The 20,898-nt window shown below is 73.5% G+C and carries 17 protein-coding genes; 4 read left to right on the top strand and 13 right to left on the bottom strand.

Features of this window, described 5'->3' with window-relative positions:
• Positions 1–133: 133 nt before the first annotated feature.
• A complete protein-coding gene (locus ACIPXM_RS08890) occupies positions 134–1,699 on the top strand; it encodes a PucR family transcriptional regulator (RefSeq protein ID WP_401653470.1) in 1,566 nt (521 codons plus the stop codon).
• Positions 1,700–1,786: 87 nt separating this feature from the next.
• On the opposite strand, the gene ACIPXM_RS08885 is transcribed toward ACIPXM_RS08890, so the two are convergent.
• Entirely contained in the window at positions 1,787–2,185 is a 399-nt protein-coding gene (locus ACIPXM_RS08885) for a molybdopterin-binding protein (protein ID WP_401653468.1), read from the bottom strand.
• A gap of 274 nt (positions 2,186–2,459) precedes the next feature.
• Here ACIPXM_RS08885 and ACIPXM_RS08880 point away from each other — a divergent pair, with 274 nt between their 5' ends.
• Positions 2,460–4,277: an FG-GAP repeat domain-containing protein gene (locus tag ACIPXM_RS08880; RefSeq protein WP_401653466.1), complete on the top strand. Its 1,818-nt coding sequence runs from the start codon at positions 2,460–2,462 to the stop codon at positions 4,275–4,277.
• 1,101 nt (positions 4,278–5,378) lie between these two features.
• On the opposite strand, the gene ACIPXM_RS08875 is transcribed toward ACIPXM_RS08880, so the two are convergent.
• From ACIPXM_RS08875 to ACIPXM_RS08865, 3 genes are all read right to left on the bottom strand, one after another.
• Positions 5,379–6,503 (bottom strand): NADAR family protein, encoded by a 1,125-nt coding sequence (locus ACIPXM_RS08875; RefSeq protein WP_401653464.1) that lies wholly within the window; start codon positions 6,501–6,503, stop codon positions 5,379–5,381.
• 146 nt (positions 6,504–6,649) lie between these two features.
• Entirely contained in the window at positions 6,650–7,339 is a 690-nt protein-coding gene (locus ACIPXM_RS08870; RefSeq protein ID WP_401653462.1) for a fasciclin domain-containing protein, read from the bottom strand.
• A gap of 71 nt (positions 7,340–7,410) precedes the next feature.
• Complete coding sequence (locus ACIPXM_RS08865) at positions 7,411–8,991, bottom strand: molybdopterin-dependent oxidoreductase (protein WP_401653699.1); 1,581 nt, start codon at positions 8,989–8,991, stop codon at positions 7,411–7,413.
• Positions 8,992–9,322: 331 nt separating this feature from the next.
• Between ACIPXM_RS08865 and sigK the strand changes: the two genes are divergently transcribed.
• Both sigK and ACIPXM_RS08855 read left to right on the top strand, forming a co-directional pair.
• Complete coding sequence (sigK, locus tag ACIPXM_RS08860) at positions 9,323–10,024, top strand: ECF RNA polymerase sigma factor SigK (protein ID WP_401653460.1); 702 nt, start codon at positions 9,323–9,325, stop codon at positions 10,022–10,024.
• Positions 10,021–10,806 (top strand): anti-sigma factor, encoded by a 786-nt coding sequence (locus ACIPXM_RS08855; RefSeq protein WP_401653459.1) that lies wholly within the window; start codon positions 10,021–10,023, stop codon positions 10,804–10,806. Before sigK ends, ACIPXM_RS08855 begins: the two co-directional genes overlap by 4 nt.
• Before the next feature lie 38 nt (positions 10,807–10,844).
• Here the strand turns inward: ACIPXM_RS08855 and ACIPXM_RS08850 are convergent, their stop codons facing one another.
• From ACIPXM_RS08850 to ACIPXM_RS08810, 9 genes are all read right to left on the bottom strand, one after another.
• Entirely contained in the window at positions 10,845–11,327 is a 483-nt protein-coding gene (locus ACIPXM_RS08850) for a VOC family protein (RefSeq protein ID WP_401653457.1), read from the bottom strand.
• Positions 11,328–11,401: 74 nt separating this feature from the next.
• Entirely contained in the window at positions 11,402–12,709 is a 1,308-nt protein-coding gene (locus ACIPXM_RS08845; RefSeq protein ID WP_401653455.1) for an NAD(P)/FAD-dependent oxidoreductase, read from the bottom strand.
• A 117-nt stretch (positions 12,710–12,826) separates the two neighbouring features.
• Entirely contained in the window at positions 12,827–13,945 is a 1,119-nt protein-coding gene (locus ACIPXM_RS08840; RefSeq protein WP_401653697.1) for an agmatine/peptidylarginine deiminase, read from the bottom strand.
• Between the two features lie 62 nt (positions 13,946–14,007).
• The gene (locus tag ACIPXM_RS08835; RefSeq protein ID WP_401653695.1) at positions 14,008–14,934 is read right to left on the bottom strand and encodes an ABC transporter ATP-binding protein; all 927 of its coding nucleotides are present in this window, start codon (positions 14,932–14,934) and stop codon (positions 14,008–14,010) included.
• A gap of 67 nt (positions 14,935–15,001) precedes the next feature.
• Positions 15,002–16,084, bottom strand: coding sequence for an ABC transporter ATP-binding protein (locus ACIPXM_RS08830; protein ID WP_401653453.1), 1,083 nt, complete (start codon positions 16,082–16,084; stop codon positions 15,002–15,004).
• Positions 16,081–16,950, bottom strand: a complete 870-nt coding sequence (locus tag ACIPXM_RS08825) for an ABC transporter permease (RefSeq protein ID WP_401653451.1) — start codon at positions 16,948–16,950, stop codon at positions 16,081–16,083. The genes ACIPXM_RS08830 and ACIPXM_RS08825 overlap by 4 nt, the downstream gene beginning before the upstream one ends.
• On the bottom strand, positions 16,947–17,924 hold the full coding sequence (locus ACIPXM_RS08820) for an ABC transporter permease (protein WP_401653449.1): 978 nt from the start codon (positions 17,922–17,924) through the stop codon (positions 16,947–16,949). Before ACIPXM_RS08820 ends, ACIPXM_RS08825 begins: the two co-directional genes overlap by 4 nt.
• Positions 17,921–19,678 (bottom strand): ABC transporter substrate-binding protein, encoded by a 1,758-nt coding sequence (locus ACIPXM_RS08815; RefSeq protein ID WP_401653447.1) that lies wholly within the window; start codon positions 19,676–19,678, stop codon positions 17,921–17,923. The genes ACIPXM_RS08820 and ACIPXM_RS08815 overlap by 4 nt, the downstream gene beginning before the upstream one ends.
• Before the next feature lie 56 nt (positions 19,679–19,734).
• Positions 19,735–20,757, bottom strand: coding sequence for an agmatine/peptidylarginine deiminase (locus ACIPXM_RS08810; protein WP_401653445.1), 1,023 nt, complete (start codon positions 20,755–20,757; stop codon positions 19,735–19,737).
• Positions 20,758–20,898: the final 141 nt, after the last annotated feature.

The raw sequence follows: 20,898 nt of genomic DNA, 5'->3' as shown, positions 1-20,898 counted from the left end.
GGGCCCGCCTCCCCCTGGAGGTTCAACCAAGAGGCATTTTGCGCCTGACCTTAGGCACTTACGATGCAACGACTCACATCTACCTCGTGTATGTGAGTGCGGGCGTCGGCCCGTGACCCGCAAGGAGCCCCGCATGCATGTCGACCACCTCCTCCGCCTCGACCGTCTCGACCTCTCCCTCGTCTGGGGCGACGAGACGCTCCTCGGCCAGGAGATCGCCGGGGTCACCGCGACCGATCTGGAGGACCCGGCGCGCTTCCTGCAGGCCGGCGAGGTCGTACTGAGCGGACTCGTCTGGTGGAGCCGCGACGGGGCCGCCGCCAAGACGGACCGCTTCGTCGCCGCCCTGCGGCACGCGGGCGCCGTGGCGCTGCTGGCCGGGGAGGAGACCCACGGGGAGGTGCCGCGCGAACTTGTGGACGCCTGCCGCAGGCATCGCGTGCCGCTCCTGTCCGTACCGCCGCACACCAGCTTCCGGGCCGTCACCGAAGCCGTGTACCTGCGCCAGTGGGGCGACCTCAGCCGTCATCCCGCCGACCACCACGCCCTGCCGGAGAACGTCCGCCTGGACCTCGACCGCGCCCTGGAGCACCGCGCGACGGCGGGGGAACTCCTCGACCGCGCCTTCGCCCACCTCGGCGCGCCCGCCTGTCACCTCCTCACCGCCTCGGGCCGCACCGTCGCCCGCACCGGCGACACGCCGGAACTCCCCCCGCGCGAAGCGAGGGCGGCACTGGCCGGTACCCGGGGCACGACGCTGCGGATCGAGGCCGAGGGGACCGATTTCGACACCTGGTATCTGCACCTGCCCGAGGAGGGCCAGGTCCCCCCGAGGGTCCTCCAGGAGATAGCCGAACTCCTGGGCCGGCACCGCCGCCGACAGGACCGGGAACGGGCCGGGCGCGGCCGCGCGGCCGCCCGGCTCCTTGAGGCCGTCGGCACGTCCCGCACCGACCTCGGCAGCCTCCACCAGGCGCTGTCCACCTGCGGACTGGACGGCCACCCCGCCTACACGGTCGTCGTCGCCGCGCTCGAACCGAACGGCAACGCGGGCGCCGACGGTGTCGCCGCGCTCACCGAGGCGCTCGGACATCTGCCGGCCACGGTGTTCGCCGTCGCCCTGGGGGACGACGACGTGGCGACGGCCGTCGTCGCGCACGACCAGGAGCCGCTCGACGGCACGACACAGACGTCGGCACAGGAAACGACGGACCTGTCGACGGACCGGCTGGGGCAGATCGCGCACCTGATCCAGTCCTGTCGGCCGGGGAGCACCTGGCGCATCGGCCTGAGCGAACCCGTCGCCGCGACCGGACTGAACACCGCCCTCGCGCAGGCGAGTTACGCCCTCGCCGGGACCCGTACCGCCGCGCCGTCGGCAGTGCAGGTCGCCCGGCTGCGTGACCTCGACGGACTGGAGATGCTCCTCGCCGGAATCCCCGTCCACGTGCGCGACGTCTACCGCGAGACCGTCCTCGGCCCCCTGACGAGAACCGGGCGGGGGTCGGGCGCCATGCTCCTGGAGACCCTGGAGGTCTTCCTGGCGCACGACTGCTCCTGGACGCGGACCGCCGAGGCCCTGCACATCCATGTCAACACGGTCCACTACCGCGTGGAACGCATCGAGACCCTCACCGGCCGCGACCTGTCGCGCCTCGACGACCGGCTGGACCTGCGCGCCGCGCTGCTCTGCCGCTGACGCCTCGGGGGTGCGGCGGGTGCGTCGGGCGCCTCGGGTGTGTCGGGAGCCTCGGACGCCCCAGGGACCTCAGTCGCCCCGGGCGCCTCAGGGCAGGTCGATGTGGACGCTCGTCGACTTGACCCGGGCCGTCACCGTCACGCCGACCGCGAGCGCCAGATCCTCGACCGCCTCGCGGGTCACCAGGGACACCAGCCGGTGCGGCCCCGACTGGACCTCCACCTGCGCGGCCACGTCGTCGACGCGGACCGCCGTCACGATCCCCACGAAGGAGTTCCGCACGGACGTCGACACGTCGTCCTCGGGCACGGCGTGCAGCCCGGCACCCCGCTCCTCAGCGAAGCGGGCCAGGGCCACGCCCTCGATGACTCGCCGGCCGCCCCCGTCGCGCGTCATGGCCAGCTTGCCCCCGTCGGCCCACCGGCGGACGGTCTCCGAACTCACTCCGAGCAGCTGCGCGGCCTGCCCAATGCTGTACGACGCCACACGCGCACTCTAGGGGATGTCTTGCCGATCTTGCCGGGCTCCCGGCGCCCGGCGCCCGATGCCGCGCGGACGTTCCACCGCGTGGTGTGCGCGCGGGCGAGGAACGGCCGGTCGTAGGAACCACCAGTCCACGCCCGCGGACCGGCCCCGGAACTGGTGGGACATCCACTGAACTTCCGCGCCGCCGCCGTGTTGACTGCATCCGACTCCCCTCACACCCTCGCAGGCCGATCCTCCCGTCGGCGTGCCCCGACTTCCCCAAGGGGCAGGTAAGTTGAAGATTTCCACACCTCGCGGAGCCGGGCTCGTGCTCGGCTCGGCGGCCGCGCTCGTGGCCGGGCTGTGCCTGGCACCGGCCGCCCAGGCCGCACCGGATCCCACCGTCTCCTTCCCCACCGTCTCCTTCCCCACCGTCTCCTCTCCCACCGTCTCCTCTCCCACCGTCTCGTTCGGCGGGGCCGCCGCCGTCCCGCTGCCCGCGGGCTCCGGGAAGGGCACCGCCGTCGCGCTTGGTGACCTCGACGCCGACGGCAGGACCGACCTCGTCACCGCGGTCAAGGGATCGAACACGCTGGTGGCCGCGCTCGGCGACGGCAAGGGCGGTTTCGGGCCCGGCGCCCCGTTCGGGCTCGGCACCGGCACCTTCCCGACGGCGGTCGCCCTCGCGGACCTCAACGGCGACGGCCGGCTGGACGCGGTCGTCTCCGCCGCCCTGACCAAGCAGCCCACCCAGCACGGTACGGAAAGCATGGGCAGCGTCGTCGAGCTGCTCGGCGACGGCAGGGGCGGCTTCGCCCCGGCCACCTCCTACTCCGCGCCCACGCTGGTCAACCCGTCGACGAACGCCATGTTCCCCGCGGACATCACGGTGGCCGACATGAACGGCGACACCAGGCCCGACGTGCTGACGGCCAACACCAACGGCGACAACGTCTCGGTGTGGACCAACGACGGCACCGGCGCCCTGGGCACCGCGAGCAACTACTACGTCGGCGGCGGCCGGCCGAGCGGCTACTCCGCCGGGCAGCTGCGCCCCGCCGGTCTGCGGACCGGGGACGTGAACGGCGACGGCAGGCTCGACGTGGTCACCGTGAACGCGGGTACGTCCGACATCTCCGTCCTCCTCGGCGACGGCAAGGGCCGGCTCGGCCCGGCCACCCGCTTCGCCGACAGCGTGTTCCTCGGGCGTGCCCTGGCCGTCGGCGACGTGAGCGGCGACGGCAGGCCGGACGTGGCGGTCGCGCACACCGACCGGACGATCACCGTCTTCCTCGGCGACGGCGACGGTTCCTTCGGGGCGCCGGTCACCCACCCGGTCGGCGGCAGCGCCCTCGAAGGCGTGGCCATCACCGACGTCGACTCGGACGGCAAGCCGGACCTGGTCACCGGCAACGGCCCCGACAGTCGGCCCACCGTCCTGCTCGGCGACGGCGCGGGCACCTTCCGCGCCGCCGGACCCCGCTACGACACGCGGACCGGCGGAGCCGGGGCGTACGCCGTCGGAGACCTGAACGCCGACGGCAAACCCGACCTGGTGGCCTCCTCCGCCGCCGTGGGCGTCGCGGCCCAGGTGCTCCTCAACACCTCCACGCCGAGGCGCACAGCCCAGTCGATGGCGGTGCGGGTCGCCAAGGCCCCCGGTGTCCTGTCGCTGGACGTGAACCTGCCGGCGGTGAACTTCGGCACCCTGACCCCCGGCACGGTGAGCGATCCGGCCGGGCTCGGCACCTTCACGTACACCGACACCCTCTCCACCACCGCCCCCTGGTCGGTGACCGTCGCCACCAGCGACCTGGTCAGCGGCACGGACACCATCGGGTGGCAGAACCTGAGGATCACGACCGGCGGACACCTCGACGGGACCGGCGGCCAGTGGACGGGCATCGCCAGGCCCGGCCCGGGCGGCCAGTTCCCCGCGGGCGCGAACCCGCGACCCGGCACCAGCCTTTCCCCCGCCCTGACGATGGCGACCGGCGACGGCGGCACCCGCGGCACCTTCACCCACAACGGGTCGACGGCGCAGTGGAACATCCCGGCGGAGACCGTCCCCGGCGCGTACCGCGGCACCCTCCAGTACACGATCACCGGCTGATCCCATGACCGACCGTCTGCGCGCCCCCGGCGCCGCCCGCCGGGCACGCGTTCCCGCCCCGTGGAGCCTCCTGTGGGGTCTCTTCCTCGCGGCCCTCGTGCTCGCTCCGGCGCCCGGCGCGCGGGCGGCACCGGTCCCCGCGCCCTTGCCGACGCCGGCGGGGCCGACCGCGGAGGGGCAGTTCGGTGTACGGGCCGGGCTGTACGGTCTGACGACGCTGACCGGCGGGCACTTCGGTTACGCGCTGAAGGCCGGCGCCCGGATCGAGGACTCCGCGGTCGTCTGCAACGACAGCGACGAGACCCGCACCTTCCACGTGTACGGCGCCGACGTCACCCAGGCGACCGGCGGCGGCCTGGCCCCCGCGCAGGAAGGCGGGCGGATGAGCGCGGTCGGAGCCTGGCTGACGCTGGACTCCGGGAACACGGTCACCGTACGGCCGAAAGGCCGGGCCACGGTCCGCTTCTCCCTCACGGTCCCCGTCGGCACCCCGCCGGGCAGCTATCTCGGCAGCCTGGTCACCGCACTCCGTACCCCCGCGGTCAGCGGCGGGGTGAACACCGAGACCCGGATCGCCCGGCTCGTCGAACTCACCGTCCCCGGCACCGCCGACCTCCAGGTCTCCCTCACCGCGCTGCGCCACCGGCCCGCGGGAGACGGCGAGGAGTTCACCGTGACCGTACGCAACACGGGCAACGTCCTCTACACCTTCGCCGGAACCCTGGACATCACCGGCGGCGGCTCCCCGCACACCGTGCCGCTCACCCCGACCGGGATCTATGTGATCCCCGGCGGCAGCGCCACCCTCACCGGCCGCCTGGCCGACCTCCCCGCCCTCGGCCGCCGCACGGTCACCGCCTCGGTGACCGCCACGGTCCCCGGCGGCGCGACGAAGACCGTGCGCAGCGACCCGGTCCGGCTCTCCCGCTTCCCCTGGCTGATCGCCGCCCTCACCGTCACCGGCCTCCTCGCCCTGGCCCTGCTCCTCGTCCGCACCCGCACACGACGGCGCGCCTGGCTACGCCGCCGCGCCGAGGAACGCACCGCGCTCCGCGCCCTGCGGCGAGAGCTGCGGGCGGGGCGACCGGCGACGGCCGAGCCTCATGAGGTGCGGTCGGACGACGCGGAACACTCGGCCAGTTCGGACCTGACGAGCTCCAGCAGGCGGCCCATCCAGTTCCGGCCCCGGCCCCCGTTGTCGCCCCAGAACGACGAGTCCGCGTCGTCGTAGATCAGCGTCGCGTCCCCGGTGGCCAGCAGGACCGCGGCGAGCTCGGGGTGCTGCGCGTACTTGGCGCGCAGCGCGCGGGACATGACCGCGGTGCGGGTGCGGTCCCAGCCCTCCCGTCGCGCCGCCTTGGCCGCGAGGGTCTGGGCCTTCGCGCCCGTCTCCGCGGCCGCGACCGCGCTACGGGTCTCCGGGTCGGCGACGGACTGTGCCCAGTAGGCGTGCGCCACCGAGGGGTAGGTGGTGTCGTCCAGGGCGATGGGTGTGGGGTAGTCGTTGCGCAGGGCCCGCTTGTCGGGGTGTTCGAGCGCGCGCTGCGGGTACGAGTGGGGCAGCTTCAGCGCGGGGGCGAGGGAGTTCACCGCCCCGTCCGCCGGCACCCGGGAAGGGGCCTCGGCCAGCCGTCGGGCCCGCTCCTCGAAGTACCCGACGGCCTCGTCGTACTCCCGCCGCGACACCCGCGTGCCCGGTCGCCCGGGGAGGCGCCCGCCCGGGCCCGAGACCAGGACCTGGAGGGGGCGGTCCTTGCGGTCCATGTCGCCGAGGGCGCAGTGCCGCACGGTCTCCGGGACGGCCAGATAGGCGGCCCTGGCCGCGGCCCGGTTCTCCTCGGTCCGCTCGGCGAGGAACACGTCCACGGCCGCCAGACAGCGGCCGGTGGAATCGGGTCGGCCGTTCAACTCGTCGACGGTGTCCCGGACTTCGGCCAGCAGCAGCTCGGGGGTGAGCCAGGTCTCCGGCTCCCCGAAGGTCCACGAACCCAGGTGGTGGGCGGACGCGAGACCGCCGTCGGGAAGCCTGGTGGCCACCCACCCGCTGCGGAGCTTCTTCTCGAACTCGTCGAGCGTGACCAGGTCCCAGCAGTCGACGACGCCGTCGGCGTAGATGAGGAGGTCGGTGAGGAAGTACGTACCGCCGTTGCATATGAACGCGTGACGCCAGGTTCCGGGGACACGGACGCCGTCCGCGATGCGATGAGTGATCCGATTGCCGATCATCCCGCGATGATGCCGGACGGTCCCGCCGAGGAGCACGCGGATTGATCCGCCCAACCCCCTGCCTCACCCGGAGCGAGGACTCCTCCACGGCCTTCGGCCACCGGCCTCGTCTACGAGGGCGGTGGCCGAAGGCCGTGGAGGTGGGGTCACTTCGGCATGAGGACCGTGTCGACGATGTAGACGTTGGCGTTGGCGGTCCTGACGTCGCCGCAGACGACCTTGGAGGTGTCGTTGACGGTGTAGTTCTCGCCGGAGCCCTTGGTGGTGAGCATGCCCTTCTCGAGGGTTTCGAAGGAGCCGTTCTCCAGCTGCTTCGGGGTGAGCTTCTGGCCGACGACGTGGTAGGTGAGGATCTTGGTCAGGGTGGCCTTGTCGGAGAGGACCTTGTCCAGGTCGGCCTTCGGGATCTTGGCGAAGGCGTCGTTGGTCGGCGCGAACACCGTGATGTTCTGGGCGTTGTTGAGGGTGTCGACGAGTCCGGCCTGCTTGACCGCGGTCACCAGGGTGGACAGGGCCGGGTTGTGCGACGCGGCGGTCGCGACCGGGTCCTTGGCCATGCCGTCGAAGGAGCCCGCGCCCTCCTTCGGTACGCCCGCGCAGGCCGGGCCGAAGGGCTGGTCGGCGGCCGGGGCGGACGCGGTGGCGCCCGCCGCGCTCGTCGCGCTCGCCGAGGCGGCGGCCTGGGTGTCGCCGTCGGAGGTCGAGCACGCGGCCAGCGAGAGCGGCAGCAGGCTCACCGCCGCGACGGCGAGGGCGGTGCGGCGGATCCTCCGGGTGTTCCTGGCCGGGGTCGTTTCCTCGGTCCTGGTCGTGGCCTTGGTCGTGGTCCTGGTCATGATGACGGGCTCCTTGAAGTGCCTTGAGGAAGTGCCTTGAGAGAAAAGGGAGAAGGGAAGGGGATTGGGGGCTAGGTGACGGTGACGAAGACGCTGTGCCAGCCGCTCGCTCCGTCGGGGATGGTCCGGGTGCGGCGTTCGGTCTGTGGCTCGCCGGTGCCGTCCGTGGCGCGGACGGTGAGGTGGTGTCCGCCGGGGGTGGCGTGCCAGCGGTACGACCAGAGGCGCCAGGTGTCGACGCCCGCCCGGGCGGCCAGGTCCGCGTCCTGCCACGGTCCGTCGTCGACGCGGAGCTGGACCCGGGTGATGCCGCGGTGCTGGGCCCAGGCGACCCCGGCGACGGTGACGGGGCCGGCGGCCGGGCGGGCGAAGGGCTTGGGGGTGTCGATGCGGGACTGGGTCTTGACCGGCGCCCGGCGGGCCCAGCCGCGCTTCACCCAGTACGGGTCGTACGCGGCGAACGTGGTCAGCTCGATGCCGGTGATCCATTTGCACGCCGAGACATAGCCGTACAGGCCGGGCACGAGCATGCGGACCGGGAAGCCGTGCGCGAAGGGCAGCGGCTCGCCGTTCATGCCGACCGCGAGCATCGCGTCGCGGCCGTCCATCACCTCCTCGACCGGGGTGCCGAGCGTCATGCCGTCCACCGAGCGCGCCACCAGCTGATCGGCCCTCCCGCCCAGCGACGGGGGAACCACACCGGCTTCCCGCAGCAGCTCGGCGAGGGGTACGCCGAGCCAGCGGGCGGTACCCGCGTACGGGCCGCCGACCTCGTTGGAGACACAGGTCAGGGTGAGGTCGCGTTCGATGAGCGGCCGCGCCAGGAGCTGGTCGAGGGTGTGGGTGAGCGGCCGGGCCACGCCTTCGCCGTGGATCCGCAGCCGCCAGCTCCCGGCATCGACCTTGGGCACGGTCAGCGCGGTGTCGACGCGGTAGAAGTCGGCGTTCGGGGTGGTGAAGGCCGAGAGGCCGGACACCTTCGGCCGCACCCCCGCCGGGAGGGCGGGCGCCGGGGAGGCCGGCTCGGGCAGCCGCAGCCGCAGGCCGTCGCGCGAGGCGACGGCTCCCCGGCTCCGCCGTTCGACGAGGATCCGGCCGAGCGCACCGGCCGTGGCCGCCGCCGCGGTCGTCAACGCCGCCGCCCGGAGGAACCCGCGGCGGCTCGCCCCGCCCGTCCCGGCCGGGACGGGGTCCGGCGCCGCTCGCGTGGCGAGGACGTACAGGGCCACGGCTCCGGCCAGGGCTCCGGCGACCGAGGGGAGCACGTCGCCGAAACCGGCCGAGTCGGGCCTGCCGAGGGCGGCGGCCGCTCCGACCGTCCCGAACAGCAGCACGCCCGCCGCGCCCACGCGCCGGTGCGACAGGGCGACGACACCCAGCACGAGGGCGAACAGAGCGAGGACGGCGAGGATCCCGAGTCGCAGGACGGCCTTGTCGTTCTCCCCGAAGGCGCGGATCGCGAAGTCCTTCACCGGGGCCGGAGTACGGTCGATCACCGCACCCCCGACGACCGTCACCGGCCCCGCCGCGGGCCGTACGAGTCCGGCCACCAGCTCGGCCACGGCCAGCGCCGTGAAGGCGGCCAGGAGTCCGGCCGACGCGCCGAGTCCGGCGCGGACGAGTCTGCTGCGGAAGCTGCTCACACCCGGGATTCGGCTCCACCCCGCCCGGCGGATTGGTCCGTCTACCGAACGAGTGAATCCGATCGCCCGCGTTGCCGTCCGGCCGAGAAGGCCCGAGGCGGGGACGACGGGACGCGTCCCCGTCGGGCGCCTCGCGACCCATGCAAGCAGTCACCCACCACCAGTCACCCGTCACCCGTAACCCGTCACGGATGTGCCACCCATCCGTACGGCCGTCCGCTACGAAGAACAGGTGGCACCCGCACGGACGCGCCCCGCCCGGCCGTTCCCGGTGCCGGTGCCGGACCACCCTGGCCACCGAGCGACAGCGCAACAGCGACGACACAAGGAGCGGCATGACATGGATGCCCCGCCCCCCGACGGCCGGTCGAGGCCGCCCCTTCGCGTACTCCCCACGACCGGAGCGGCGCGGGTGAACCCACCGAGCCCGATCGGCACCGGCCGCCCCGCCGAAGCCGGAGGCAGCGACAACGGCAGCGACAGCGGCAGCACCGACGGCGGCGAACTCGCCGACGTCATGCGGCAGGTCGCGCACGGCGACAAGCAGGCGTTCTCCGGCCTGTACGACGCCCTCGCCCCTCTGGTCTTCGGCATCGTGCTCAAAGTCGTGCGCGACCGGGCCCAGTCGGAGGAGGTCGCCCAGGAGGTCATGATCGACCTGTGGCGCCAGGCCGCCCGCTACCGGCCCGATGCCGGTTCCGTCCGGACGTGGGCGGCGACCATCGCCCACCGCCGGGCCGTCGACCGGGTCCGCTCCGCCCAGGCCGCCGCCGACCGCGAGCAGGCGCAGGCCGCCCGCGAGCACACCACCGCGTTCGACGAGGTCTCCGAGCAGGTCGAGACGCGGCTCGCCTCCGAACAGGTACGGCGCTGTCTGCGCGGACTGACCGAGCTCCAGCGGCAGGCCGTGACCCTCGCCTACTACCAGGGGCTGACCTACCGTGAGGTCGCCGAAACCCTGCGCACGCCTCTTCCCACCATCAAGACACGCATGCGCGACGGGCTCATCCGGCTCCGCGACTGCATGGGGGTGACCACATGAGACACCACGACCACGACACCCACACCCTTGCCGCCGCCTACGCCCTGGGCGCCCTCGACGACAGCGAACGCGCGCAATTCGCCGCCCACTTGGAGTCGTGCGAGGCATGCCGGCAGGAGGCGGCCGAGTTCGCGGCCACCACGGCGCGGCTCGCCGCGGCCGTCGCCCAGGCCCCGCCCGCCGCGGCCAAGGCCCACGTCATGGCGGCCGTCGACGGCGTACGGCAGCTCCCGCCGCGCGTCACCAGCCGCGGCCCCGGCTCCGGCCCCGCCTCCCCTGCCGCCTCCGGGAAGGCGGCCGCCGTCGGTGGCATCCTCCGGCGCCGCGCGGTGCCGCTGGCGCTCGCCGCGAGCGTGGCCGCCGCCGTACTGGGCGGGGTCGCGGTGTGGCAGACCCAGCACGGCGACGACCTCGCGCGGCGGGCCGAGCAGGCCGAGGGGCAGCTCGACGCGGTCAGCGCCGTCCTGGCGGCCCCGGACGCCCGTACCGTGCACGGCAAGGCCGCCAACGGGGCCCTGACCACCGTCGTCGCGTCCGACCGGCAGAACAGGGCCGTCTTCACCGCGGCCGGTCTGCCCGCGCCCGGCGCGGGGAAGACGTACCAGCTGTGGCTCGATCACGACGGCACCATGCTCCCGGCCGGGCTGATCGAGCACGACGGGACCGTCCTGCTCGCCGGGGATCCGGCGGACGCGGGCGCCGTCGGCCTCACCCTCGAACCCGCCGGAGGCTCCCCCCGGCCCACCACCGACCCCCTGCTCCTCCTCGCCCTCCCCGCCTGAGCCGCGCCCAGACAGGTCACCGACCGGCCGCTGTGCGCTCAGGCGTCCGGCGGGCCCACCAGTTCGACCTCGAAGCCGTCCGTGTTCTCCAGGTAGGCCGCGTACGTCCCCGGGCCGCCCGCGTGCGGATGACGGTCGGGGAAGAGCAGGGTCCAGCCGTGCTGCCGGGCCTCGGCGGTGAGGGCATCCAGGGTGGGGCGGTCCTCGATGTGGAAGGCCAGATGGTTCAGGCCGGGGCGGCAGCGGTCGTGGGTGGCGGCGGTGAGGGCCGGGGACTCCTCGACGACCAGGTACGTGGCGCCGAGGCGCCAGCTGCGGCCCCCGTTCCAGCTCTGGTGGAGGGTGTGGCCGAGGGCTTCGAGCAGCCAGCCGAACGACACGACGGCCCGCTCCAGGTCGGGCACCCAGAGCTCGACGTGGTGGAGGGTGCCGGTCACCGGGCGGGCATCGCGGTCGGGCTCCTGGCCCGTGTCCGGGTCCGGGTCCGGGTCCGGGCCCGGCTCCGCGTCCGCCTGGCTCATCGTCCGTACCCCGCTCTCGTGCCGTCCCGGCGGCCGACCACCACCGGTGGGCGCCCGCTCCGCCTCCGGCGACCCTAGCGCGCCCCCGTGACCCCTACCGGCTCCGGCGTCCGTCCCGCCCGATGCGTCAGGTTGATGTACGCGGCCCGTGCCACCGCCACCGGGTTCAGGAAGCCCAGCGGGCCGATCAGGCGCATCGCGAAGCGGTGCATGTGGCGCGCCGACCACGGGTCGCGGACCGCCGCGGAGAACATCAGGCGCTCCATCGCGTTGAACGGCCGGGACGAGGCGAACTCGACGGCGATCTGCTGGTGGGGGCGGAGCTGTCGGCGGTGGGTACGGGCGTAGCGGGCAAGGGCGCGGTCGAGCGGGGCCGGGCCGGCATCGGTCCGGCTCAGGAGGGCGGGGGCGGTCGACTCGGCGAGCCAGGCGGCCGATTGGAAGGCCCAGCCGCAGCCGACGCCCCACAGCGGGTCGCCGGTGAGGGCCGCGTCGCCGATCAGGGCGAGCCCGGGTGCGGTGGGGGCGCGGGTGATGAGGGGGTGGTCGATCATGCCGATGATCTTCGAGACGCGTTCGGCGGAGTCGATGGGCGGCGCCTCCGGCAGGGCGCGGAGGAAGGCGTCGAAGCTGCCTTCCAGGTCCTCACGGAAGGCGGCGAGCCGTGTGCGACGGTCGAGGACGAGGGCGAGGACGGTGATGCCGTCCTCGTTCGGGAAGGCGTACGCCATGTCGGGTTCCAGGAACCAGGTCCGGCCGACCCCGCCCTTGAGCGGCAGGTCGCGGTACTGGGCGAGGTAGCCGAACCGCCGGTTCTCGTGGCGCCGTTCGGCGACCCCGGCGAGTTTCGCCACCGCCGAGTCCTTGCCGTCGGCTCCCACCACCAGGCGGGCCCTGATCTCGACGTCGCCGTCCGGCGTTCCCGCGCTCACCCCCGAGATCCGCCCGGCACCGTCCCTGAGCAGCCCGGTCACCCGGTGCCCTAGCAGCAGGTCGACGCCCTCGGTGGCCGCCGCCCGCGACCTGATCAGCGGGTCGAGGGTGCTGCGCCGCACGTTGTACGCGTACGGCAGCTCGGCCCCGCCCGGCCCGGGGCGCGGTTCGATCCAGCCCCAACGGGTGTACCAGTAAGACGTGTTGCGGACCGCTCCCGCCTCCTCCAGGGCGGCCGCGAGGCCGAGCTCCGCGAGCACCGGATAGGCGGCGGCGTGGATCGAGTGGGTGCACAGCACCTTGTACGCCGCCGGATCGGACCGGCGCTCCAGGAGCGCGACGCGGACCCCGCGCCGGGCGAGGAGGATCGCCGCAGCGCAGCCCGCGAGGCTGGCTCCGGCGATCACGACGTCGTACTCGGGTGCTGTGCCGCGCTCAGGGTCGGTCATGCTCCGGTCGCCCCCCGTGGTGTGTGCTCCTGGTCGGAATGGTGCACAGCCACTGGAAGCCAGGAACTGACCAACTGTCAATACTCGCGGGTAAGTTGGGTCGGGCGAGGGGCGCGATCAGGACGCGACGGGCTGCTGCTGGGTGACGCAGTGGATACCGCCGCCGCCGGTGCCGAGCCGGTCGATGTTCAGCTGCTCGATCACCAGGCCCGGGTACAGCCGGGCCAGCGTCGCCTTCGCCGCCTGGTCGGCGCGGGTGTCGCCGAAGTGGGCGCTGATCACGGCTCCGTTGCAGAGGTAGAAGTTGGCGTAGGAGGCGAGGAAGTCCCGGTTGGTCGACCGGATCTTGTCGTAGTCGGGGCCCTGGAGCTTCATGGCGTCCATCCGCTGCCCGGTGGACGTCGTCGCGCCCGCGAGGGCGTTGAACTGCTGGCGCGCGTCCCGGGCGTAGACGTCGGCGTCCGTGCTCAGCGGCATCTGGGTGAGGGATTCGCCGGGGGCGAGGAAGCGCGAGGTGGCGTCGACGTGGTCGTCGGTGATGTCCTGACCGACGACGCCGTCGAACCAGATGACCTTGGAGGCGCCGTACGCCGCGCACATCGCCGTCTCCAGCTGACGCTCCGTCATTCCGGGGTTCCGGTTGCGGTTCACCAGACTGCTGCGCGTCGCCATCAGCGTTCCGGCGCCGTCCTGTTCGATGGCACCGCCCTCACCGACCAGGGCGGCACGGGTGAACGGCACGCCCGCCCAGGCCGCGACCCGCTCGGCGACCAGGGCGTCCTTGGCGTGGGTCTGCTTGTTGCCCCAGCCGTTGAAGTTGAGGCCGACGACGTCGAGTCCGCCGCCGCCGCCGGTGCGGAACACCGGCCCGGAGTCGCGCATCCAGCAGTCGTCGACCGGGACCGAGCTGATGACGGTGACCGTGGAGCCGCACAGCGAGCGGGCCTTGGCGGCGCTGCCGGAGTTGGCGCACATCACGACCGGCTCGTACTTCGCGATCGTCCGGGCGATCAGCGCGATGTCCGCCTGGACGCCGCTCAGCTTGTTGCCCCAGATCGAGGTGCTGTCCGGCCAGGCCATCCAGGTGCGGGTGTGCCGGGTGTCCTCGACCGGGACGCGGAAGACGCCGGCAGATCCGGCCGCGGTGGCGGCCCGGGCGCTGCCCGGCGTCGTCGTCGCGAGGGCCGCGCCGACGGCGGTGGCACCGGCGGCGAGCAGGAAGCCCCGCCGCTTCATGCCGAGGGGGCCGACACCCGTGGAACCGGGGCCCGTGGAACCGGTGTTCGTCGAACCTGTGCTCATCGAATCTCCTGGGTACGAGTGGGGGTCTGAGTACGAGGGAGGGGCTGGGTACGAGGGAGGGGCTCGGTAGGCGGGACGGTCCGGGCGGACGACAGCTCCTGGCGGGCCGCCGCGATCCGGGCCGGGTCCCAGCCCGGGCGCGGTACGGAGTCCAGGAGCAGCCGGGTGTACGGGTGTTGGGGCGCGGCGAGCACGTCCGCGGTGGCGCCCGACTCCACGACGCGGCCGTGGTGCATGACGAGGACCTCGTCGGTGACGCACCGGACCACGCCGAGATCGTGGGTGATGAACAGATAGCCGATCGGGGTCTGTTCGCGGATGTCCGCGAGCAGGTTGAGGATCTGTGCCTGCACCGACACGTCGAGTGCGGCGACCGCTTCGTCGAGGACGAGCACGGCGGGTTCGACGGCGAGCGCCCGGGCGATGGCGACGCGCTGGCGCTGGCCGCCGGACAGGGCGCGGGGCAGCGCGTCGGCGAAGCGTGTGCCGAGGCCGACCTGGTCGAGGAGTTCGGCGATCCGGGGCGCGGGATCGCGGTCCGGGAAGTGCAGCCGCAGGGTTTCGCGCAGCACCCGTTCGACGCTGGTCCGGGGGTCGAGGGACAGATAGGGGTCCTGGAAGACCATCTGCACCTCGCGGGCCCGGGCCAGGCGGGCCGCCCGGCCCCGGGTCCCGGCCCCGGTGGACCGGGCCCGGCCGCGGAGCCGTACCTCCCCGGCGTCGGCCCGTTCGAGGCCGACGACGATCCGGGCGGTGGTGGTCTTCCCGGAGCCGGAGCCGCCCACGATGCCGAGGGAGCCGCCCTCGCGCAGCGTGAAGGAGACGTCGTCGACGGCCCGGACCTGGCCGAACGCGCGGCTCAGTCCGGCGGCCGCCAGCAGGGGCTCGGCCGGCGGCAGGTCGGACCCCGACGGTTCCGACATCGACAGGTCGGACACCGACGGTTCCACGGGCAGCGGTCCGGCATCCACCGGTTCCGGCTTCGCACGGTCAGACATCGGCGGTCACGTCCTCTCCGGTCGTCCGGTCCGCCAGGACCTCGCTGTGGTGGCAGGCGGTCAGGTGGTCCGGCTCGCCGGGCACCGCCACCGGCTCCGGCGCGGTCTCCCGGCACAGTCCGGTCGCGTACGGGCAGCGGGCCGCGAAGGCGCAGCCGGTCAGCGCGGTGCGCGGGTCCGGTGGCTGCCCGGGGATCGCGGCGAGCCGGCCGCCGGGGGTGGTGAGCCGGGGTGTGGCGGCGAGCAGGGCCTCGGTGTACGGGTGCCGGGGGCGCGCGAACAGGGCCCGGGCGGGGCCGCTCTCTACGATCCGGCCCGCGTACATCACATGGACGCGGTCGCTGATCGCCGCCGCCAGGTCGAGGTCGTGGGTGACGAACAGCAGGGCGGTGCCGAAGCGTTCGCGCAGCCGGGCGAGGAGCGCGATGACCTCGGCCTGGGTGGTGACGTCGAGCGAGGTGGTCGGCTCGTCGGCGAGGAGCAGCACCGGGTCGCCCATCAACGCGGCGGCGATGACGACGCGTTGGAGCATGCCGCCGGACACCTGGCCGGGATATTTGCGCAGCACGGTCTCGTCGAGGCCGACGGCCCGCAGGAGTTCGACCGCGCGGGCGGTGGCGGCGCCGCCGGGGGCCGCACCCGGGCGGCCTGCCGCCAGGGCTCCCTCGGTGAGGAAGTCGCCGATGCGGCGCAGCGGGTTGAGGGTCGCCCTCGGGTCCTGGAAGACCATGGCGACGCTGCCCGCGCGCAGGGCGCGCAGCCGGTCCGCGGGCGCGGTCAGCACGTCCTCGCCGTCGACGAGGACGGCGCCCGCCGTCTCGGCCCCGGGCGGCAGCAGCCCGAGGGCGCTGCGCGAGGTGAGGGACTTGCCGGAGCCGGACTCGCCGACCAGGGCGGCGGTCTCGCCCGCGGCCACGGTGAGGTCGACGCCGTCGAGGACGGCGCGGGCGGCACCCGGCAGCGTGAGGCGCAGGCCCCGTACCTCCAGGGTGGGCGGCGCGGCCCCGTCCGGAGGCGGAGGCGGAGGCGCGACGGAGGCGTCGGGGCGGCGGGCGGGTACGGCTGCGGGGTTCATCGGTCTCTCCTGGCGACACGGTCGGCCCAGCGCTCGCCGACCACGTTGAACGCGACGACGGTGAGCACGACGAGGACGCACGGCAGGATCGCGGAGAGCGGGTAGCCGTGCTGGACGGCGGTCTGGCCGTCGAAGACCATCCGGCCCCAGTCGGGGGTCAGCGGCGGCACGCCGAGGCCGAGGAAGGACAGGCCGGCCAGGTCCATGAGGGCGTATCCGAAGTTGATGGTGGACTGGGCGAGGACGACGGGCGCGATGTTGGGCAGCACGTGCCGCAGACAGATCTGCAGCGCCGAGTGCCCCTGCACCTGGTAGGCGCTCACGTACGGGCGGGCCCGTTCGGCGAGCACCAGGGAGCGGGTGAGCCTGCTGACGTACGGGAGGTAGGCCACGCCCAGCGCCATGACGGGCGCGAGCAGCCCCTCCCCGTACACCGACACCACGAGGATCGCGAGCAGCATCCCCGGGAAGGCGAAGACGAGTTCGGTGGTGCGGGACAGGACGGAGTCGAGCCAGCCGCCGCGCCAGGCGGCGGCGGTGCCGACCGCCACGCCCGCGACGGTGGAGAACACCACGACGCCGAGCGGTCCGAGGAGCGAGGTGCGGGCGCCGAGCAGCAGCCGGGAGAGGGTGTCGCGACCGGCGGTGTCGGCGCCGAGCGGATGGTCGGCCGACGGGCCCGCGAGGGCGGCGCCGAGGTCGACGGCGTCGGGGTCGTGCGGGGCCAGCCAGGGCGCGAACAGCGCGGCCAGCACGACGAGTCCGACGACGACGAGGCAGATCAGGTGCAGCGGGGAACGCCCGGGGCGGCGGGCCGCCTTGGCGAGGCCGCCGAGGCCGGGGCGGCGGGTGAGGACGGCGGTCACAGCGCGGCTCCTCTCGTGCCGAGGGTGATCCGGGGGTCGACGACGGGCAGCAGCAGGTCGACGACGAGGTTCACGGCCATGAACAGGGCCACGATGATCAGCGAGACGGCCTGCACGGTCGGGAAGTCCTTGGTGGTGGTGGCCAGTTCGAGGAGCTGGCCGATGCCGCCGATGCTGAACGCGGTCTCGACGAGGATCGTGCAGACCAGCAGCGTGGAGACGATGAGTCCGCCGGTGGTGAGCACGGTGCCGAGCGAGTTGCGCAGCACATGGCGGCGGATGACGAGGCGTTCGGGGACGCCTCGGCTGCGGGCCACGGTGACGTGTTCGCTGTCGAGGGCTTCGAGCATCGCGGTACGGGTGACCCGGGCGAGCATCCCGATCAGATAGAGCGCGAGGGCGATGGCCGGCAGGGTCAGGTGCCAGAGCCGGTCGAGCAGCCCCTCCCCCGCGCCGCTGCTCGGGAACCAGCCGAGCCGCACGGCGAACAGGCCCTGGAGGAGGACGGCCGCGACGAAGGACGGGGTGCCGACGGCGAGGGTGGTCGCGACGAGCACGGCGGCGTCGGTGCGGCCGCCCCGTACGGCGGCGACCCGGCCCAGCACGAGCCCGACCACGACGACCACGACGAGCGCCATGGCGACCAGCAGCAGGGTGGTCGGCAGCCGGTCGGCGAGCAGCCGCGAGACGTCGGTGCGGTAGGTGAGCGAGCGGCCGAAGTCGCCCTGGAGCAGGTCGCCGAGCCAGTGCAGGTAGCGCACCGCGAACGGGTCGTCGAGGTGGTAGCGGGCGTTGATCGCGGCGAGCGCCTCGGGCGAGGCGGAGCGTCCGGAGAGGAGGAAGCCGGCGGGGCTGCCGGGCGCCAGGTACATGGCGCCGAAGACGGCGAAGGAGGCGACGAGGAGGGTGAGGGCCATCTCGACGGTCCGCCGGGCGGCGAACTTCAGGAAGGGCAGGGCGGTTCGGGCGGTCACGGCGTGCTCCCCTCGGCCGCCGGGGCGGCGCCGATGTCGGCGGCCCACGGGTAGTACATGTAGGCGATGGTGGTCGGGGCCCCGGTGATCCGCTTGTTGAGGAACAGCGCGGTCGGCCACTCGGCGACCGGGATCCACGGCAGCTGGTCGGCGGCCATGCGCTGGAGCTCGCTCGCGATCCGCAGCCGCTGCTCGGTGTCATAGCTGGCGGTGGCCTGCTCGACGAGGGCGTCGTAGCGCTTGTCGCTGAATCCGGCGAAGTTGAGGTACGCGCCGGTCCTGAAGTTGGTCAGGAAGTCGAGCGGGTCGGTGATGGAGTCGTAGTAGGTGAGCGGGAAGGCGTCGATGCCCTCGCGGGCCTCGGGGTCGGTGAACAGGGCCGTGAAGGCGTTGGGGGCGACGGACTTGAGGTCGATCCGCAGCCCGATCTGGGTGCCCGCGGCCTGCACGGCGGTGGCGAGCAGCGAGACGTCCTGGCCGATGGCGCTCGTCGCGACGGTGATGGTCCGGCCGCCGACGCCTGCCTCCTTGACCAGCTCGCGGGCCTTCGCCAGGTCGCGGTCCGGTGCGGGCGTGAGTCCGGCGAAGGCGGTCTTGCGGACCTCGGGCGAGGCGCCCGCCCACGCGGCGCGGGTGGTGAGGGAACCGGTCGCGGCCCCGGCACCGCCGAGGCCCGCCGTCACGAACCCGGTCCGGTCGAGGGCGAGGGACAGCGCGCGGCGGACCCTGACGTCGCCGAGCGGGCCCTTCATGTTCGTGATGCCGAGGTTGACGGTGCTGAGGCCCTCACCGAAGTAGAGGGTGCCGACGCCGCTGTTCTTGAGGCGGCCGTAGCTCTCGGTGGGGATGAGGTAGCCGCCGTCGACCTCGCCGCTGAGCAGCGCGTTGGTGCGGGCGGAGGGGTCGGTGAGGAAGCGGAAGACGACCTTCTTGGCCTTGGCCCCGGCCTGGGCCCCCGCCTGGGCCACTGCCTGGGCTTTGGCCCCGGCCTTGGCCTTGGCCGTACCCCGGTAGTCGTCGAAGCGGTCGAGTTCGAGCGACTGGCCCTTCTTCCATTCGCCGAGGGTGAAGGGGCCCGTGCACGCGAGGCCGCCGGAGGTGCCGTAGTCCTCGCCGGCCGCCTTGATGCCCGCCGCCGAGGCGACGACGCCCGCCGCCGTCGCCATGTACTGGTTGAACTGCGAGTCGGGCTTGGTGAGGGTGACGGTGACCTGGAGCGGTCCGGTGGCGCGGATCGAGGCCACGTTCTGGAAGTTCTGCGCCCAGGCGGCGGCGTTCCCGGGGTCACGCTGCCGTTCCAGGCTGAACACGGCGTCGGCCGCGGTCATGGTCCGGCCGTCGTGGAACCGTACGCCGTCGCGCAGGTCGTACACCCAGGTCAGCGGGTCGGGGTTGGTGGCGCGGCGGGCCAGACCCGGTTCCAGGGTGAGCCCGGGCGTCCACCGCATCAGGCTCTCGCAGACGTTGGAGAGGATCGTGTTCTGCGGGTAGTCGAAGGCCACGGTGTAGTCGAGGGTGGGCGGCTCGGCGTACAGCGCCCACGAGAAGGAGTCGATCTCCCCCCGGGCCTTCGGCGTACCGGCGGAGAGCGCGAACGAGGCACCGACGCCGTCGCCGCCGCCCCGTGGCGGGCCCGCGCAGGCCGTGGCGACGGCCAGGACGGCGGCCGAGGCGAGGGCCGCGAGCGCGGTCCTGACCCGGCGCGCGGCTGGGCCGCGGGCCGGGAGGCGGGGCGGGGGCGGTGCGGTGCTCATCGTCGCGCTCTCTTTCGGTCTTTCGGTACGGCGGAGGGGGAGGAGCAGGGCGGAACCTAGGCGCGGGGGCGGGGACGGGCCGCGGGGAGCTGCTGGGTGATGCAGTGGACCCCCCCGCCGCCGTACGCGATCACCGGGGCGGGCACGCCGACGACCTTGCGGTCCGGGTACGCGGCGGCGATCACCTCAAGGGCGGCGAGGTCCTGCGGCTCCCCCGCCACCGGGACGACGACGCCGCCGTTGGCCACGTAGTAGTTGAGGTACGAGACCTCGACGCGGACGCCCGCGACCTCCCCGTACGCGGTCTGCGGCACGTCGACGATCTCCAGGGCGCGGCCCCGTGCGTCGGTGGAAACCTCCAGGACGGCGCGGTTGGCGCGCATCCGGGCGTGGTCGGGGTGCTCGGGGTCGGCGGGCAGCGAGACGACGACCTTGCCGGGGGCGGCGAAGGCGCAGACGCCGTCGACGTGGCCGTCGGTCTCGGTGTCGAGCAGTCCGCCGTACGGGAGCCAGATCACCTTCTCCACACCGAGGCGGCTCTTCAGCTCGGCCTCGATCTGGTCCCTGGTGAGGCCGGGGTTGCGGTTGGGGTGGAGGAGGCACTGCTCGGTGGTGATGAGGGTGCCCTCGCCGTCGACGGTGATGGCGCCGCCTTCGAGGATCATCTCGGAGGCGATGCGGTCGACGCCGAGGAGGTCGAGCAGCAGGGCGCTGATCCGGTCGTCGGAGTCGTACGGGTGGTGCTTGCGGCCCCAGGCGTTGAAGCGGAAGTCGACCCCGGCCCGGTTCCCGGCCTCGTCGAGCACGAAGAGCGGCGCCGAGTCGCGGAACCAGGAGTCGTCGAGGGGCAGTTCGACGACCTGGACGTCGGCGTCGGCGCAGTGGGCGCGGGCGTCGTCGCCGAAGCCCGGCGGGGCGACCATGGTGACCGGCTCGAACCGGGAGATGGCGCGGGCGACTTCGGCGTACTCCCCCTTCACGGCGTCGAGGACGCCGTCCCACAGGTCGGCGCGGGTGGGCCAGGCCATCAGACAGCCGTCGTGCTCGGACCACTCGGCGGGCATACGGAAACCGGTCATCGGGAGTCTCTTTTCAGTCGTTGGGAGGGATCGTGGCCTTAACTGAATTTTCAGTCAAGACTTTCGACGGACTTCACGGAAAGCCGCGGTGCGTCAAGAGGAGGTCGAGAGGAGGCGAGAGGAGGCGAGGCGAGAAGCGCA

This window comes from Streptomyces sp. NPDC090025 (assembly GCF_044748125.1).
Taxonomy (GTDB): domain Bacteria; phylum Actinomycetota; class Actinomycetes; order Streptomycetales; family Streptomycetaceae; genus Streptomyces.
Note: the sequence above shows the minus strand (reverse complement) of the source record. Positions and strands in the feature narration are given on the sequence as shown.